Annotated in this window: 17 protein-coding genes; 1 reads left to right on the top strand and 16 read right to left on the bottom strand. The window is 39.4% G+C overall.

From position 1 onward, the window contains the following. Positions 1–16: 16 nt before the first annotated feature. From ACXADT_RS05455 to ACXADT_RS05405, 11 genes are all read right to left on the bottom strand, one after another. Positions 17–1,297: a nucleotide sugar dehydrogenase gene (locus ACXADT_RS05455; RefSeq protein WP_474833526.1), complete on the bottom strand. Its 1,281-nt coding sequence runs from the start codon at positions 1,295–1,297 to the stop codon at positions 17–19. 23 nt (positions 1,298–1,320) lie between these two features. Beyond that, complete coding sequence (locus ACXADT_RS05450) at positions 1,321–2,337, bottom strand: NAD-dependent epimerase (protein ID WP_474833525.1); 1,017 nt, start codon at positions 2,335–2,337, stop codon at positions 1,321–1,323. Between the two features lie 68 nt (positions 2,338–2,405). After that, positions 2,406–3,515, bottom strand: coding sequence for a glycosyltransferase family 4 protein (locus ACXADT_RS05445; RefSeq protein ID WP_474833523.1), 1,110 nt, complete (start codon positions 3,513–3,515; stop codon positions 2,406–2,408). 49 nt (positions 3,516–3,564) lie between these two features. After that, a complete protein-coding gene (locus ACXADT_RS05440; protein ID WP_474833521.1) occupies positions 3,565–4,206 on the bottom strand; it encodes a sugar transferase in 642 nt (213 codons plus the stop codon). A 591-nt stretch (positions 4,207–4,797) separates the two neighbouring features. Then, a complete protein-coding gene (locus ACXADT_RS05435; protein ID WP_474833520.1) occupies positions 4,798–5,139 on the bottom strand; it encodes a type II secretion system protein in 342 nt (113 codons plus the stop codon). A 355-nt stretch (positions 5,140–5,494) separates the two neighbouring features. Then, complete coding sequence (locus ACXADT_RS05430; RefSeq protein WP_474833519.1) at positions 5,495–7,318, bottom strand: polysaccharide biosynthesis protein; 1,824 nt, start codon at positions 7,316–7,318, stop codon at positions 5,495–5,497. Continuing rightward, entirely contained in the window at positions 7,319–7,453 is a 135-nt protein-coding gene (locus ACXADT_RS05425; RefSeq protein ID WP_474833517.1) for a hypothetical protein, read from the bottom strand. It lies immediately after the preceding gene. 113 nt (positions 7,454–7,566) lie between these two features. Further along, entirely contained in the window at positions 7,567–8,268 is a 702-nt protein-coding gene (locus tag ACXADT_RS05420) for a CpsD/CapB family tyrosine-protein kinase (RefSeq protein WP_474833516.1), read from the bottom strand. Beyond that, positions 8,258–9,001: a YveK family protein gene (locus tag ACXADT_RS05415; protein ID WP_474833515.1), complete on the bottom strand. Its 744-nt coding sequence runs from the start codon at positions 8,999–9,001 to the stop codon at positions 8,258–8,260. The genes ACXADT_RS05420 and ACXADT_RS05415 overlap by 11 nt, the downstream gene beginning before the upstream one ends. 263 nt (positions 9,002–9,264) lie before the next feature. Next, positions 9,265–10,445, bottom strand: a protein-coding gene (locus ACXADT_RS05410) for an IS3 family transposase (RefSeq protein WP_474833418.1) whose coding sequence is annotated in 2 segments (ribosomal slippage) — positions 9,265–10,154 and positions 10,154–10,445 — 1,182 coding nt in all. Because the reading frame shifts where the segments join, the coding sequence is not laid out codon by codon here. Positions 10,446–10,546: 101 nt separating this feature from the next. Beyond that, positions 10,547–11,314 carry a tyrosine-protein phosphatase gene (locus ACXADT_RS05405; RefSeq protein ID WP_474833513.1) on the bottom strand — a complete coding sequence of 256 codons (768 nt, stop codon included), beginning with the start codon at positions 11,312–11,314 and terminating at the stop codon, positions 10,547–10,549. A 194-nt stretch (positions 11,315–11,508) separates the two neighbouring features. On the opposite strand from ACXADT_RS05405, the gene ACXADT_RS05400 reads away from it, so the two are divergent. Continuing rightward, positions 11,509–12,456 (top strand): LCP family glycopolymer transferase, encoded by a 948-nt coding sequence (locus tag ACXADT_RS05400; RefSeq protein ID WP_474833511.1) that lies wholly within the window; start codon positions 11,509–11,511, stop codon positions 12,454–12,456. 40 nt (positions 12,457–12,496) lie between these two features. Here ACXADT_RS05400 and ACXADT_RS05395 read toward each other — a convergent pair whose 3' ends face one another. The 5 genes from ACXADT_RS05395 to ACXADT_RS05375 all read right to left on the bottom strand — a co-directional run bounded on the left by ACXADT_RS05395 (position 12,497) and on the right by ACXADT_RS05375 (position 18,454). Next, a complete protein-coding gene (locus tag ACXADT_RS05395; protein WP_474833510.1) occupies positions 12,497–13,624 on the bottom strand; it encodes a glycosyltransferase family protein in 1,128 nt (375 codons plus the stop codon). Between the two features lie 60 nt (positions 13,625–13,684). Beyond that, the gene (locus ACXADT_RS05390; protein WP_474833509.1) at positions 13,685–14,674 is read right to left on the bottom strand and encodes an NAD-dependent epimerase/dehydratase family protein; all 990 of its coding nucleotides are present in this window, start codon (positions 14,672–14,674) and stop codon (positions 13,685–13,687) included. Further along, positions 14,671–15,882, bottom strand: coding sequence for a glycosyltransferase family 4 protein (locus ACXADT_RS05385; RefSeq protein ID WP_474834650.1), 1,212 nt, complete (start codon positions 15,880–15,882; stop codon positions 14,671–14,673). The genes ACXADT_RS05390 and ACXADT_RS05385 overlap by 4 nt, the downstream gene beginning before the upstream one ends. Before the next feature lie 161 nt (positions 15,883–16,043). Further along, entirely contained in the window at positions 16,044–16,655 is a 612-nt protein-coding gene (cysC, locus tag ACXADT_RS05380; protein ID WP_474833507.1) for an adenylyl-sulfate kinase, read from the bottom strand. A 20-nt stretch (positions 16,656–16,675) separates the two neighbouring features. Further along, positions 16,676–18,454 (bottom strand): SLC13 family permease, encoded by a 1,779-nt coding sequence (locus ACXADT_RS05375; RefSeq protein ID WP_474833505.1) that lies wholly within the window; start codon positions 18,452–18,454, stop codon positions 16,676–16,678. Between the last annotated feature and the right edge of the window lie 17 nt (positions 18,455–18,471).

The raw sequence follows: 18,471 nt of genomic DNA, 5'->3' as shown, positions 1-18,471 counted from the left end.
TGAAAAGGGATTTTCTTTAAAGCCTCCATAATGTTATTCCAGTTGGACATTCAGCTTTGGATAATTTACTCTTAATATCAACAACTATGCCTTTTCCATGCTTCAATAGTTTTTCAAACTGTTCCCAACCTTGACTAATATATTCGTTATGGGGAACAGCAAAAATCACAGCATCTGCAGGACTTAGTTTATCATAGCTTATTATTTCTACACCAAATTCCCTGAATGCTTCCTCGCTATCTGCATAAACATCAGTAATTTGCACTTCTACCCCAAACTCCTCAAGCTCAGTTATAACATCAATTACTTTAGAATTCCTTAAGTCTGGAACATTTTCTTTAAAGGTTAAGCCTAAAACAGTAACTTTAGATCCTTGAATTGGCATATTCTTCTTTATCATCTCTTTAACAAGTGAAGTGACAATGAATTTACCCATATTATCATTAATACGTCTCCCAGCTAGAATAACTTCGGGATGATAACCTACAGCTTCAGCTTTATGAGTTAAATAATAGGGATCAACACCAATACAGTGTCCACCAACTAAACCAGGCGAGAAAGGAAGGAAGTTCCACTTCGTTCCAGCAGCTTTTAAAACTTCATCAGTATCAATTCCAAGCTTATCGAAAATAACAGATAACTCGTTCATCAATGCAATATTAAGGTCACGTTGTGTATTTTCAATAACTTTAGCAGCTTCCGCAACTTTTATAGAACTTGCTCTATAAACACCAGCCTCAACAACTGAGCCATAGACGCCAGCAATAATTTCCGTGACTTCCTCATTTTGACCCGCAACAACTTTTGTAATTTTTGTAAATGTATGCTCTTTGTCACCTGGGTTTATACGTTCAGGCGAATAACCAACAAAGAAGTCCTCCCCACACTTCATCCCTGATAATTCTTCTAACAATGGTACACAAGATTCTTCCGTTACACCCGGATACACAGTAGATTCATAAACAATAATTGAACCCTTTTTCATGTTCTTTGCAATAGTTTCTGAAGCCTTTAACATCGGTGTAAGATTAGGTTGTTTAAACTCATTAATAGGTGTAGGGACTGCTACTATGATAAAGTCTGAACCGGCCAACTTACTAGCATCACTAGAGAAATCAATATCAGCTAATTGAAGTGTTTCTGCCTCGACTTCATTTGTATAATCATGACCTGCCTTTAAAGTTTGAATCCTTTTCTCATTTACATCAAAACCAATTACTCTTTGCTTTTGTCCAAAAGCTACAGCTACTGGCAATCCGACATATCCTAACCCAACTACTGCTATGTTTCTATTCATCATACAATTCTCCAATCCATATCTTATTTATTTACTTTGTAATAGTCTAAATACCAATTAATAAAATTACTAATTCCATCTTTAATAGAAGTTTGCGGGCGGAAATCTACATCACGAAATAAGTCCTCAACATCTGCATATGTCTGGGGTACATCTCCAGCTTGAAGTGGTAAAAAGTTTTTCTTAGCTTCAATCCCCAATTTTTCTTCTATAGCTTCAATAAAGTCCATTAGCTTAACTGGATTGTTGTTACCAATGTTATAGACCTTATATGGTGCGTAACTTGTACCTGGGTCCGGGTTACTCCCGGTCCATTCTTGATTAGGCTCAGCTGGTTTAAATGTGAGACGGTAAATGCTTTCTACAATATCATCTACGTAAGTAAAGTCTCTCATCATATTGCCATTATTAAATACTTTAATCGGTTCTCCTTCAAGAATAGCTTTAGTAAATAAGAACAACGCCATATCGGGTCTCCCCCATGGACCATATACCGTAAAGAAGCGTAGACCAGTAGTTGGTATATTGTATAATTGACTATACGTATGTGCCATTAGCTCATTAGCTTTTTTAGTTGCTGCATACAAACTCATAGGATGATCAACATTGTCATGAACTGAAAAAGGCAAACTAGTATTAGCACCATAAACTGAACTAGATGAAGCATAAATCAACTGCTCTACTTTATGATGACGGCAACCTTCTAAAATATTTGTAAATCCAACGATATTAGCTTCTATATATGCATGTGGATTTTCAAGACTGTACCTAACACCAGCTTGAGCTGCTAGATTAATAACGATATTAGGTTTAAAATTTGAAAACACTGATTCAACTCGATCTTTATCTTCCAGAGATACCTTTTCAAAGCTAAAGTTCTGTTCTGTTTTTAATAGATCTAAACGTGAATACTTTAAATTAACATCATAATAGTTATTGATATTATCGATACCTATAACTTCGTACCCTTCTTTTAGTAAACGTTTTGAAAGATGAAAACCAATAAATCCAGCAGCACCTGTAACTAATATTTTTTTCATTATTATTCCTCCATTTATGTTTATTTCATAAGGTATGAAATGGGAATCTATCTATAATTTAAATAAATCTAGATTAATCCCATAATCTCCATAATCGTTTTATTAACAACTTTAACATCATATTTTTCTATTACAATTTTCTCACTTTTAGCTCCCATTATTCGGTTAGTATCTGGATTGCAAACCAAGTATTCCATTTTATCTACCAATACTTGTACATCTTTAACTGGGACCAGAAAACCATTTAAGCCATCCCTAACAGTCTCTCTACAGCCCGGTGCATCACTCGTAATAATTGACCTTCCCATAGCCATAGCTTCAAGTACCGTTTTTGGGGTACCTTCGTGATAAGATGGTAATACGTATGTGCTACATTGACCAATGAACCGCCTTACGTCATTCTGCTCACCAAAATATTCTACCGTTCCATTATTAATATATGGCTCTAGGTCTTCTGGTTTTATAGCAGAAGGGTTACTATCATAAGGACCTACCAATAAGCAACGAACCTTTGGATATTTTTTTTTCACTGCTCTACACGCTTCTAAATATTCCAATATTCCTTTATCCTTTATTAGTCTACCTATGAACAGAAATACTGTATCTTTTGGTAAAGCACACGCTTTGAATTTTTCAAGATCTACTCCCGATCCGTTTACAATAAATGTCTTATTTTCATCTATCAACCCATTGTTAATAAACTCATTTCTATCATCGTGATTTTGAAAAAATACTTTTCTACTACATTTACAAGCAATCCAGTATTCCAGCTTCATTATTCCTTTTATAATACTATTTCTAAAACCCTCACCTCTAAATATAGAGCCAAGCCCAGCTATTAAAGGATAAATTTCAGAAATTCCAGACATTTTAGCAGCAATACTTCCATAAACCACAGTTTTTGCTTGATAAGCAAATACCTTATCTGGTTTTTCTCTTTTCATAAATTTAAGAAGTGATTTTAGTGTTCTTAAATCCTTTAGTGGGTTTATTCCATTTCTATCAACAGGTAGTTGTCGATAATCTATACCATTCTCCCGGAACCTTTTCTTCCATTCAGCTTCCGGCTCAGAACCTAATGCTATAACTGTATGGCCGTCTTTTATAAAATCCTTCATCATATCCATACGAAACCAAAATAATGATGATGTATGGCTTGAAAGAACTGCAATTTTCATTATGATAAATCTCCTATACTTGATTAGTTATCTTATATACTTTAATTGGTTATTTTGATGATTTATTTGTTGATTTAGTAGCTGCAATCTCTTTTTTACTAGATATTCCTGTTCCACCTTCAAGTACACCATCACTTTTAACAACACTAACAATAGTACCAAAAAAACACTTAACATCCATCCAAAGACTAATTCTCTTAACGTATTCTCCATCTAGCTTAGCTTTCATATCTATTGGGAGTTCATCTCTACCATTAATTTGAGCCCATCCAGTCAATCCAGGCGGAACATTATTAGCACCATACTTATCTCGTTCTGCAATAAGATCATATTGGTTCCACAATGCCGGCCTTGGCCCCATAATACTCATTTCACCAACAAAGATATTCCAAATTTGCGGTAGTTCATCAAGAGAAGTTTTTCTTAAAAACTTACCCATTTTAGTAATGTATTGCTCTGGGTTCTCTAATAAATGGGTTGGAGTGTCCTTAGGCGTATCTATACGCATAGTACGGAACTTTAATATGTTGAAATGTGTTTTGTTTATTCCAACACGCTTTTGTTTAAACAGAACCGGCCCTCTTGAATCAATCTTAATAGCAATAATTAGAATTAAAAAAATCGGCGACAATATTATAAGTCCAATTAAAGAAAGGATGATATCTATCAACCTTTTAATCTTCATATACATCCAGCTACACTCCTTTATATTTGTTCTTTAGTAGATTAGGACTTAATTAGAATCAGCTATTCTAATCAGCTATTCTAACCAACTACTAGACCACTAAAATTGTTATCTACTACTGATAGCCACCTCGTAATATCTATTCAATCTACCATGCAAATACGAAATAGATATTCTTGCATTTGTCACCCTAAACAGAGTTTCTTCCTAATTGTATATACCATTCAATCAATCTATAAATCTCACTAAAAACGTCTCAAACCCTTATCTCGTAAGGTTTCTAGCACTCAATCTAACTACGATAGTCAGTTCCCTAACTACATTCACTAGTTTTCCATATTTCTGGTTGTCAAAAAGCCCGTCAAATTAACGTTTTCAAAATTCAAAACACACGATTTTAGCCATTTTATCTTTATATACTAACAAAACGGTACTATGTTATATGGATAAATACTTTATATTGTATACTTTTGCGTTTTCGACTGTTTCTAACACAATATGTTGTGGTCATTTATTAACCATTCTGACTTCCCTATCCTTAATCAACCCTTTCACACTAACCACCCTTAAGAGCATCTCACCCCGAGTTTCTTCATATTAAATAGTCCTCCATTCAACCACCTTCCTCACCAATTTCAGCCTAAGCAAATTCAACCTACAAATACGGAACCTCCTCACCTTCTCCTCCCTCACCATGCACACTACAATCAACCTCCCCGATTCCTCACTATGCTCCAGACCTTCTAAAACTAACTCATCATGATACCACTTTAATAATTGTTCTCGATTGACCAAACAAACATCTTCCTCTGTTTGCTGGCGCAAATTATGTAAGGAGAGTCCAGCAATTGAAGCCTGTATACTTAATATAGTTACTACTGACAGAATCTCTATAAGAGAAAAACCTCTTTCATTACTAAGTCGGTTACGTGTTAACATAGCAATATCCTCCAAATAGGCATTCGCTTTCAAATACTTATAACAACGTTTACACTAACAATTATCTTTAAAATAAAAGGGCATCTAACCCCACCTCACACCAAACCACCGTCAACACGTTGTGACTAAGGTATACTAATACACCCTTAGTTCAGCCGAGTATCTACATTAATAACGGTAAGTAGACATCACCTAAACGATTTACTTTTACTTAATAATCTCTTGTTTCTACTACTTTTAGTAAACAAACAACAAACTACTAAAAACAGACATAGAAAACCCCCACCAAAGTATGATCAACCTATACGATTTGGCGGGGCGCTCTTTCTCCTCCACAAAGAATATCTTCACCGAATTATTTTGCTACCAATACTCCCTGATTCTCACGAACTCGATCATGAGCAATATCCAACACCATAGTCCTCACGCTCAGTTTGTCCAACTGTTCAAACTGTTCTACAAAATCATTCACGATGCTAAGATCAGCATTCAAAGACTTCCCAACATAAATCTTCGGATACACCTGTTCATCATGAACCTCATCTTTATCAAGAAGTTCTTCATACAACTTCTCACCAGGCCGAACGCCAGCAAACTTAATCCCAATTTCCTCTACTGAATAACCCGACAGCTTAATAAGATTCTGAGCAAGATCTACAATCTTAACCGGCTCACCCATATCAAGAACAAAGATCTCTCCACCCTTTGCCATCGCACCAGCCTGAATGACTAACCTTGATGCCTCGGGAATTGTCATAAAATAACGAATCATATCTGGGTGAGTAACCGTAACTGGGCCGCCTTTTTGAATTTGCTTTTTAAACAATGGAATCACGCTACCACGACTGCCAAGAACATTACCAAACCGAACTGCTACAAAACGAGTTGAGCTGATTGTATCCATTTGTTGGACAATCATTTCCGCCATTCGTTTCGTAGCTCCCATCACACTCGTTGGATTTACGGCTTTATCCGTAGAGACCATAACAAACGTTTCCACAGATGAAAGACTTGCAGCTTGAGCCACATTCCTAGTACCAATCACGTTATTCTTCACGGCTTCATGAGGATTCGCTTCCATTAAAGGAACATGCTTATGAGCAGCGGCATGATAGACGACGTTTGGGCGATAGTGACTCATGACATCTTCCAAACGCTCTAAGTCTTGAACGTCAGCAATGACAGGAATGATTGTAATCGATTCTCCGTATAATTCTCTTAATTCCATTTCGATTAAGTAGATACTATTTTCTCCGTGTCCTAATAGAAGCAATTGGTTTGGTTTAAACTTAGCAACTTGACGACAAATTTCTGAACCGATCGATCCGCCCGCGCCTGTTACTAACACCGTTTTTCCAGTGATCGTTTCAGCAATATTTTGAGTATCCAACTGAACGGGCTCACGTCCAAGTAAATCTTCTACCTTTACATCTCGAAATTGGTTGATGGATACATTTCCAACCATTAAATCCTCTATCATAGGGATGATTTGTGTTTTTGCTTTTGTTTTTGAACATTCTATATAAATACGATTTAGTTCCTTTTTCGATAATGAAGGAATAGCAATTACAATATTGTCTACTTCAAATTCTTTAACGTATTTGGTGATTTCCTCAGTAGAACCAAGAACTGGTACACCCATAATTTCAAGCTGGTGCTTTTTAGTATCGTCATCGATAAACCCTACTGGATTCAGTTCTGATTCTGAACTCTGCCTTAACTGCCGAACAATCATCATTCCTGCTGAACCAGCACCGATGACAATTACGCGTTTCTTTTTATTCTTCGTATTCATATATGTATCTCGGAACATCCTCCATGCAAAGCGAGATCCACCGATGAGTAACATATGAAGCATCCATGTGATCGTTAATGCTCTGAAGTAAATGTCTTGTAGCATAACGAACTGGACCAATGCTGCAAGTAATAATGAGAACGTAACAACTTTGAAAATGACGACGAGCTCCCCGATGCTCGCGTATTGCCAGGCTCGTTTATATAGTTTGTAATAGTAAGAAAAGAAATGATGGCCTAATAGAATTACAATCGAGCTTGCAATAATTGGTTTCGATGATAAAAAGTCGTTATAATTAAGAAGAAAGCTACTAATAAAAATGGCACAAGCTACAATAAATGAGTCAAACAAGATTAAAGAGGATATCCTTTTTCGATAGGTCACTTATTTGCACCCCGATTCTGTTTTTGTCATTCTTTCTTCAATCGATCTGTTAAGTAAGCTTTGAATCCCCTTCAACTTTTGCTCAGGTGCGTCTTGCTTAATGTAACGAACAGCTTTACGAATCGATTTTGGCAATTGATCCGTCCCCCTCATTCCATCACTCCCTTTATCATAACAATCGTGACTTTACCCCCAATACTAAAGTCACGATTTATCCTTAAAAAAACACTCCTTATAGAAGCATTTTTTTATTTTTGAGCGTAATAGTAGTAATAACTACCATCTTTCATTTTTTTCCTATTAAGAACGACACCTAGTAGTTTTCCTTTAGCTGACTCCAAACGTTCTTTTGCTTTCACTGCTACTTCACGCTCTGTTGTACCACTACTTACGACTAGAACTGTTCCTTGCACTTTATTTGCAACAATTTGTGAGTCTGCCACCGCAAGAATCGGCGGGCAATCGAATAATATGACATCGTACTCTTCTAACGCCTCTTCCATCAATTGATCCATGCCTTTTGAACCAAGTAGTTCAGACGGATTTGGTGGAATTGGACCGCTAGTTAGGACGTCTAGATTCGGTACTTCTGTTTCCAGTGTTACTTCTGTTAATGATGCTTGTCGAGTAAGAACATTCGTAAGCCCTCTCGTATTCATCAAACGGAATGTGTAATGAACCGTTGGTTTCCGAAGGTCAGCATCAGCGATGAGCACACGTTTGCCCTGCTGCGCCATGACGACCGCTAGATTTGCAGTAGTCGTTGATTTCCCTTCCATCGGACCTGAAGAGGTAACCATAATCGTTCGGATTTCTTCCTCTACTGCTGCAAACTGAATGTTCGTACGAATTGTACGGTATTGTTCAGCGATTGGAGACTTTGGGTTTTGATGGGTAAGCAAACTTCTTTCCTTCGTTGATTTAATAAAACTACGATCTTTACGACTCAACAGCTTCACCTCTAACTGACTTTTTTCTAGAACCTGATTTTGAATCTCCGACTTCTTTGTCTTCAATTACTGCAATCGTTCCCAGAACAGGTACCCCAAGAATCTTTTCAATATCTTCTTCATTCTTAATCGTGTTATCAAGATACTCTAGTAAGAATGACAATCCAACTCCAACCATCAATCCAACGACTAACGCAATCGCGATGTTCAATAATGGCTTAGGGTTTACCGGCGCTGGTGTTCCTTCGAATTCTGCAGGCGACAAAATGCTAACATTGTCAACATTCATAATATTCGTAATTTCTTTCTCAAATACGCTTGCCGTTGTGTTCGCAATCTCTACAGCGAGCGCAGGATCAGGGTCTTGTACAGAAACGAGAACAACCTGCGAATTTTGTGCATTACTTACTGATATTTTGCTGTTCAATGCATTTTTGGACATATCAAGGTCTAATTGATCGATAACATCGTCAAGTATGGTCGGACTCTTCATTATGACGCTGTATGTATTAATGAGTTCAACATTGGTCTTAACCTGGTTGTAATCGAATGAACTTTCACCATCATTTTTTTGATTGACCAAAATCTGGGTTGAAGTCTGATAAATTGGGGTAAGAAAGAAATAAGAGACAACACCGCTAGTGACGGCTGCGAGAAATGTGATTAGGAGAATAAGAGACAAGCGTTTTTTCAATACTTCAAAAATTTCCTTTAAGCTAATTGTTTCTTCCATAGATGCCTCCAACGCATAGGTAATGTATTTTACTTACAGTCATTTATTTCTAGAGCAACTATATCATAGAAACCCATTAAAATTTAGGGTTTTTTTGTATTAAAAGTATTATTACGTCAAATAGTAAAAAATGTTCATAGAACTTTGTCGCACCTTGTCGAAGAAAGCGCTGTCTTTACAAACTTTTAATCTTTCTAAAAATTCATTAAAAAACACCACTCGGAAGTTGGTTTTACCCCTGTCAAGTAGACAGTATAAAAAAACTACGCTGCCAACGCGTGTCGATATTCAATCGGCGCGCGTTGTTTTAATTTCTTTTGGAAACGTCTGTAGTTATAGTGGTAGATGTAATCCTCGATTGCTTGTCTGATCTCATTTTCTGTTTTACACTGTTCGATATACAACTTCTCTGTTTTGAGATGCGAAAAGAAGGACTCAATACAGGCGTTATCTAGGCAGTTTCCTTTGCGAGAGTGGCTGCCCTTAACGCCATATTCTTCTATTCGTATGTTGTATGCCTTAGACGTATACTGAAAGCCTTGATCCGAATGGAGAACGGCTTCAGTTACGTCTTTTTTCTTTGTCCATTGGGCTACTGTATCTAATACAAGTTTTAAATCGTTTCGTTTAGAAAGCTGCCAACTTACGATCTCATTGTTGAATAAATCTTGGATCACCGATAAGTAATAGAATCGTTTACCATCTGACACATAAGTAATGTCCGTCACCATTTTCTGATTCGTTCCCTTGGCTTTAAAGTTGCGTTTTAACCTATTTGGATAGACGACAGACGGGGTGTATCCATGCCTTTTTCTTTTTTTACGGATTACCGATTGAATGCCCATTTCTGTCATCAAGCGATACACTTTTTTGTGGTTAATGTGGTAACCACTTTCTTTTAATAAACGTGTCATGGTAGGATAACCTGTTTCCGGGTGAAGAAAATGAATCCCCATCATATGCATTTGGATGTCATGATCTTGATTGGCCTTTTCATCTCGCTTTGCTTGACTGGCTCTCCATTTGTAATAACTTGATGGTTGGAGGGAAGCAATCTCTAATAACCAAGTGACAGGTGCTTTGCCCCTTAAGCCTTCCACGGTTTCATACTTTATTTTTTGCGTGATTTTTCCTCCTTCCCGAGATTTTGATACTGCTTTTTTAAGTAATCCACCTGCGCTTTCAGGTAATCTCTCTCTTCTTCAATTGTGTTAAAGTTTGTACGCGGCCTACCATACATAGGATTTTCTCCACTGCGACTTCGAATATCAAACGGCTCACCATTCTTCCACTTCTTGACCCACACTTTAAGTTGTGTACAATTCTTTATTCCCAATTCTTCCGCTAGAGCTTTATAACTTTGGGAACCGTTAATGTATTTCATCACGGCATTATGTTTAAAATCGTCTGTATACTGTTGAAACGTTTGTCCTTTTTTAGCCATAGAAAAATCCCCTCCAAGTATCATCCTTTCCTCCACCATATCATGGAGGTTTTTTTGAATGTCTACTTAAAGGGGATAATATCAAGTCCGAGTGGTGTTTTTTAAAATAGACCAAGAATCTTCTTTTTTTGAATTCGTTGAGGAATCTCTTTTGCTACCATTTTTCCTTCAATAACAAGATCTGCATTTTCTTGAATGGTATATCGCATCGAAACGCCAAACTCTTTTTCGATTGTTTCATAGGCTTCCCTTAAATCAAATGGTCTTGTCGTCGTATTGTGTGCGTCTGATGCAATCAGATGTGCCTGGTGATGAAAGATCAGATCGAGAGACATCTTCTTGATTTTCTTCCCCATTTTCCCCGTAACGCTAGATGCCGTTAACTGGCTAAGTGCACCTTCTTTAATGAGCTGGTACAGCTTCCCTGGATTTTCACTAATTTCACGGTTTCTTTCAGGGTGTACGATGATCGGAACAAATCCCTTCATTTGAAGGTCGAAGAGAAGCTTGTTTGCATACCTTGGCAAATGACTTGAAGGAAACTCGATAAGAATATAGATCCCCGTATTATTTACCGTTAGCAACTCTTCCCCACTCGTCTCCTCAACAAGCTCACCGTAAATTCTTGTCTCTTGCCCTGGGAGAATTTCAATATCGATGTTCTCTCTAGCTAACTCTCTATTTAGGAAAGAAACCTCTTGAATGATAGAGTTCTTGCTATTATCAAAGCTACCATTTCGATGATGTGGTGTTGCAACAATCGTGGTTATGCCTTGCTGTTCGGCCTGTTTTGCCATCTCTAGGCTTTCTTCAATCGTTCGTGGTCCATCGTCCACCCCGGGTAGTATATGACAGTGAATATCGATCATGTTCTTTCTCCCTCCTCGTATCATGAGATGAATGGTGTTTTGGCACAAGAGCCTCGCTCTTCCGTTCTTATTGAAGAACAAATCTATACCTTATATTACCATAATTACGTATTTTGTACATTAGTCCTTTCGAGAAAATGACAAGTATTTACTTTAACGAATCTTTCGACTTATAATGGATACTAGTATATCGCATGAACGTCTATTACTCTATAGAAAGCTGGAATGTTATTTTGAAGAAATTTTGGATTGTTTTTGGAGTAATTCTAGGAATTCTTATTGTATCGGCTGGTGGTTATGCCCTCTACCTTTATACTTCTGTGAAAGATACAGCGAGTAATATGCATGAGCCAATCAGTCGCGAAACTTCTTCGATGAGAGATGAAAAAGTCGATATGAAGAAAAGAGAGCCCATCTCCATCCTCTTGATGGGCGTTGACGAGCGCGAGAACGATCAAGGACGCTCAGATACGATGATTATGATGACGATCAATCCTAATAAAGATTCCATGTATATGTTCAATATCCCTAGAGACACACGTACTGAAATTATTGGACGTGGAACGATTGAAAAGATGAACCATGCTTATGCTTATGGCGGGGTTGAGATGACGATGGATACAGTCGAGAACTTTCTCGATGTTCCGATCGACTATTACTTTAAAGTCAATATGGAAGCATTTCAGGATGTCGTATCTGCATTAGGCGGGGTCACAGTCGAGAATCCACGCGCATTCGACTATTCAGGCTACTCATTTCCAAAAGGGGAAATTGATCTAAACGCACAGGAAGCCCTTGCTTTCTCACGCATGCGTTACGAGGATCCAAAGGGTGACCTCGGGCGAAACGATCGCCAGCGCGAAATTATTAAAGCGATTATTGAAGAAGGTGCAAGCATCGGAAGCTTCAATAAAGTCGGCGGCCTACTTGATGCAGTCGGCAGCAACGTCAAAACAAACATGACGTTCGAAGAAATGAATAACATCTTTAAGAACTATAGGAGCGCTCGTCAGAATATGAATACGTTCGAGATCGAGGGGCAGGGACAACGCATTGATAACCTATGGTACTACATTGTTTCCGATCAAGAGAAGCAGTCGATCTCTTCAAAGCTGAAAGAACATCTTGAAATTAACTCGTAAATACAGAAGTCGAGAGAAAGGTATCTCTCGACTTCTTTTTTTATGGATCACCCGATACCTTTTTTAATACATGAATGCCTTTCATGTATTCCGATAGAATTCTTTCAAGCTCTCGATCGCACCGATATTCAAATTCATTCCATGAAATACTATGGTAATACTCATATAAATCATCTGCGAAGGTCGCATTCTGAGGATCACAAGCGAATCCAACCCCTTTGTCTTTCACCTGTCTCCCCATATAAGAACCTGTCCGACACAGCTGAGGGATATAAAGCGCCAGTCCATCGTAATACTTATTTGCCATAGCAGGCTGCATCCTTTTGTCGTTGTCGAATACGTTGTGAATGATGTCTGTTTCGCTTGCGAACAAGTAACGTTCTTCTGGGAGATACTCTCCGTGAAAAAATACGTTCGCAATGTTGTTAATCCTGCAGTGCTCCTTTAGGTTAGCCGCTGTTTCCTGCTCTCTGCCATGATAGTGAATCTCGTATCTCTCATCATTTCCTAGACGATCAATCATCGCTTTGTTAACGGATTCGTGACGGATGAATCCCCAGAATCGAATCCGAATGGGGGTCTCGTCTCGCGTAAGTCTTCTTCGCACCTCTCTGTGATCCATACTATCTAATAATAGATTATGCGAGGTGTAGATTCTGTCGCTTTTCGGTAAATAAACTCGGAATGCATCTGAACTCACGAAGGTTGCCATCGAATGATGAACAAGCTTATGAATAATGCGTTTGTAGAAGGTACTATTTTCATGGGTCACATCACGGTAGTCTAAAATATAGTTAGTGCTGTAATGCTTTTTTAAAACATCATAGAGGAGAACGCCTGGTAAAGTATGCATGATCACGATGCGATCGAAGTTTTCTTCTTTTAACACCTTCTTAGCAAACTTTCGATATTCGTGAAAGCTTCTTACCTTTTTAATGTTCGCGACTTGGTCTTCTTGGTACCGTTTGAACTCATGCAGCTTCACCTTGTAAGGAAGCGTAATGTCATCTTTCTCATTTCGGTTCCAGTACAACACATGAACATCGTGTTGCTCACTAAATTGATTAAGATAAAAGTTCATATACGGCATGTATGCAAGCTTTGTAAAACCTATCAATGCAATTTTCATTTCTGCATCTCCCATACGAATCGCTTCATGATAAATCATCCTCCTAATAAAAACTGCCACCATAGAAGCAAGATGCTTTATGATGACAGCTCGATTATCCTAAGGCTTTACAGGATCTTGAATCCGCCCCGCCTTCATAAGCTCTGATTCAATCCATTTGTACGTGTCCTTCCTAAGACCTTCTCGAACGGAAAGCTTCGGCTCCCAATTTAGAACTTCTCGAAGCTTGGAGTTATCACTATTACGTCCACGAACTCCCTGAGGCTTCGTAAGATCATGGTTCTTTTTAATCGTCTTACCAGCTACTTCTGCAACGATGTCAACAAGCTCGTTGATCGTCACCATCTCATCTCGCCCAAGGTTCAATGGCTTCGTGTAATGGGACTGCATGATACGGTAGATTCCTTCTACACAGTCATCGACGTGCATAAAGGACCTCGTCTGTTCACCGTCTCCCCAAACTTCAATTTCACCACCATCTTCAGCAAGAGCGATCTTACGGGAGATCGCTGCAGGTGCTTTTTCTTTTCCACCGTCATATGTACCGAGCGGTCCATAGACGTTATGGAAGCGAACAGCGCGGGTTTCCATGCCGTAGTCTTCGTTATAGTACTGACACATCTTTTCCATGAAGAGCTTCTCCCAGCCGTATCCTTCTTCAGCATCTGCTGGATATGCATCTTCTTCTTTAAGTGGTGTAACATCAGCATTCTTTTGAAGATGCTGTGGATAGATACAGGCAGATGACGAGAATAGGAATCGCTCAACGCCGTTCAATCGAGATGCTTCGATCATATGAATGTTAATCATCGTATCGTTACGAGCGATGTCAGCATGATACGCTGTGATGTATCCGATGCCGCCCATATCCGCTGCAAGGTGATACACTTCCTCAACGTTTCTCGTTGCGATCAAACAGTTATCGTAGCGGCGCAGGTCAAGCACTTCAAACTCATCTGCAGCCGTTGCTTCATATTCTGGTTCCTTACAATCAACTCCACGCACCCAGTATCCTTTGTTAACTAAGAATTTTACTAGATGATGCCCAATAAACCCTCCAGCTCCAGTTACCAATACTCTCTTTTTCATAGTGTCTCCTCCTTGGGTATAGCTGTTTTATTTTGTAAAACGCGCTCAAACTTATTGGTGATGCTCGTTATATCAAAATGCTCTTCTGCATAATTCCGAGCATTAACACCCATTCTTCTTCTAAACAGTTCATTCATGACGAGCTGATTCGCAGCTCGTTTAAAGGCTTCTAGATCACCTGGTGCTGCAACGAGGCCGCTCTGTACGTCATTTACAATCCTTGCTGATAAATTTTCCTCAGGGACAGAAAGCAAAAGAGCCTTTCCAGCACAGTGGTACGTTAATACCTTTGAAGGAACTGAGAACGTCCCTGCATCTGGTTCAAGAATAGCAATGAGTACATCCGCTGAACCAAGAACGAATGGAACATCTTTAAAGGGTTGAAAGCTTTTTAAGATCAAATTATCCAGTCCGAGCTCGTCCTTCTTTTTCTTCAGCCACTCGGCGCCTTGTCCTTCAGAAATGACAACAACTCTAATGTGACTCATCTTGCGAAATTGTAAGGCTAACTCTAGTAAGAGGTTGGGGTTATGTTTCATGCCAAGCGTTCCAGAGTAAACGAGACACGTTTTATCTTCTAAACCATGATCCTTCGACCATTTGTTTTCTTTTGGTGCTAACGGAACCTCTTCAAGAGGGGCCCAGTTTTCGATGACATGAATTTTCCCACTTGGTATTTTGGCTTTTGCAAGGTGGGCTCGAAAATCCTGAGTGATCAAGACGATTTCATCACTTTCGTGAAGAAGACGCTCCTCAAGTTTCATATAATAACTACCAGCCCAACCTCCTATGACGGGTAATTTCCCACGAAGGAGGCGGTCTACGGCTATGCCGTAGAAGTCCTGTACCCAAAAAACAAAACGGCTTCTATTTTCTCTACACGTTTTTTGAATGATTTTCTGTGCTTCAAGCGGAGTGTTCCCTGAAATCACGACATCAGGACCGAAAAGCTTGATTTCTCTAGCCAGAAGCTTTCCGTACTCCCTTTCTTGAAGCACACGTTTGAAGTAGGAATTCTTTTTGATGACGCTAGTCAATTTGATTCCTTTAATCTGTAGATTCTCCGCATCATCATCTTCTCTTTGAAGTGAGCCTTGAGGTGTAAGCGTCGACTGCGAATAGCAATGGGTGACATGGTGACCCCTGTTGGCTAACTCTCGACTTAGTTGAATTTGAAACGGATGACCTGCATAATCATGAACAAGCACCCTCAATGATCTCACCTGCTTTCTGATAGTTTAATAGGGAAGGCAAACCTTACGTGCTTTATAACGAACATGCGGATGTAAGATGCTTAGGCAGAATTTTAAAGAACACGGAAACCATAACTATGGAAACAAAGCGCACACCATTTAGAACGAATCGTTCTTTATAAAGTACTTCTCGTTAAAAGGTGGTTTTCCTCTAAATAATCTACAATTTTCTTCAAAGATTCTTCCAGTGAGAGTTGATCCGTTTCAATTGTAATCTCTGGATTTACAGGAGGCTCATAAGGAGAATCTATCCCCGTAAATTCTTTGATTTCACCACTTCTTGCTTTTCTATACAATCCCTTTGGATCACGTCGTTCACATTCAGTAAGATCACACTTCACATATACTTCAACGAACTCCTTCTTCTCTAGAAGCTCTCTCACCTGAGCACGATCTTCACGGAATGGAGAAATAAATGCAGAAAGGGTCAATACCCCTGCGTCAACGAGGAGCTTGGACACTTCACCAATGCGTCTAATGTTTTCTTTACGATCTTCTGAGGAGAATCCGAGATTCTTGTTTAACCCATGACGAACGTTATCACCATCAAGTATATACGTTCGAACCCCTCTCTTATGAAGCTCCTGCTCAAGAGCTACCGCTACCGTTGATTTTCCTGCACCAGAATATCCAGTAAACCAGAGGACTGCGCTTCGGTGCTCATTCAGTTTTTGCCGATCTTCCTTCTTCACCTCTGCTTGATGCCACACCACATTTGTTGCTTTCATACTTTTTTTACCTCCTTTTATTATAGAATCCAAACGACGTGAATCATTGTAATCGTGATGACCATGACGATGAGGCTAAGAGGGAAACCAACTTTGAAGTAGTCTAGAAACCTATACCCTCCTGGACCGTAGACGATGAGGTTCGTCTGGTATCCGATTGGAGTAATGAAGCTTGCAGATGAAGCGATCGTCACGAGAACAGCGAGTGCAATCGAAGAAACATCCATCTGAAGAGCTACCTCCATCGCAATCGGAAACATCATAACGGCTGCTGCGCTATTCGTAATGATTTCTGTGAAGATATTGGTCACGATATAGAGAAGGATGAGTACAGCAAGGAGACCAAAAGGTTGACCGATCGATACGATGCCTTCTGCAACCATTTCGGCTGTCCCGCTTTTCACAATCGCCATTCCAATACCAAATGCAGCGGCGATCAGAAGCAAAACGTTAAATTGTATCGAATGTTTTGCTTCCTCTGGCGAGATAATTCTGGTGAAAAGGAGCGTTACGACAACTAGACACATCGCTTTGAACATCGTCAAAACATTGAATGTAACAAGTAAAATCCCAATTAGCATCGCAGCAAGCGTCACCCATCCTTTTGTTTTACTTTCAAATAGATGAGGTGAATTCAGCGGCGTGACAACGTAAAAATCGTTTGTGACGGATGTTCTCTTTTGAAAATCGGGCCCACAGAGGAGGAGCAGCGTATCACCAGCTTTTAATGTTATATCTCCTACCTTCGAATTAACACGCTCACTGTTTCTATGAACTGCAATAACTCCCGCATCGTACCGACCTCTAAATTCTGTATTACGTATTTTTTTATAGAGGAGCGCTGACTGGTGCGAGACAACTGCTTCGACGAGCTGCGTATTTCCGTTCTTTAATGTATCAAGATTTAACCCTGACTCTGTTTCAAGCTTCAAACCCTTCATCTGCTGTAGCTCAGCGATCGTAGAGATCAACCCCGTAAAGATAAGACGATCTCCGCTTTTTATCCTCGTATTGGACTTGACTGAAGAAATCCTTTCGTTTCCCCTTATAATCTCGATAAGATAAAGCCCCTTTAAGCTCCTTAACCCTGCGTTCTGAATCGTTTCATCGATATAAGGGTAGTTTGGTTCAACGACCATCTCTGATAAGTACTCTCTTGCCTGAGTTTGAACGGTTTCCGTTAGTACCTTGTGATTTGGAAGGATTCGATATCCAATGGTTACGATATAGAGAATACCTAGAATAACAGCTGGAACACCGACGATGGCAAGCTGAAAGATTGAGAAGCCTTCCATCCCAAAGTCCAACATGAGTCCATGAACAACGAGGTTCGTTGACGTCCCCATCAGTGTCAGCATGCCGCCGAGAATGGTTGCATATGAGAGCGGGATGAGAAATTTCGATGGAGATATTCCTCTGTCAGCGCACCATTTTCTAATGATCGGTGTGAACGTGATGACGATCGGCGTATTGTTAAGGAAAGCTGAGAATCCAGAGACAGGAAAAAGCATTCGAAGCATCGTCACTTGTCCGGACTTCCCGCTTCCTAATAGCGCGTTCGTTGATTGTTGGACGAGTCCGGACTTCTGTACAGCACCCGCAATGATGAATAATAGTGCGATCGTCAACATTCCCTGATTCGAGAAGCCCATCAACGCTTCCTCTGGAGTCAGCACCCCTGTAAGAAGAAAGATCGTTAATGCAACGAAAACGACCATGTCCGGTCTTGCTACTTCTAGGATCAGACCTAGCATCATTACGCCAAGGATCAGCAGTACAAACATCATCTCAAACGTCATTGCTGTCACCTCCTTCA

The sequence above is a fragment of the Anaerobacillus sp. ABR4_321 genome, from assembly GCF_056158505.1.
Note: the sequence above shows the minus strand (reverse complement) of the source record. Positions and strands in the feature narration are given on the sequence as shown.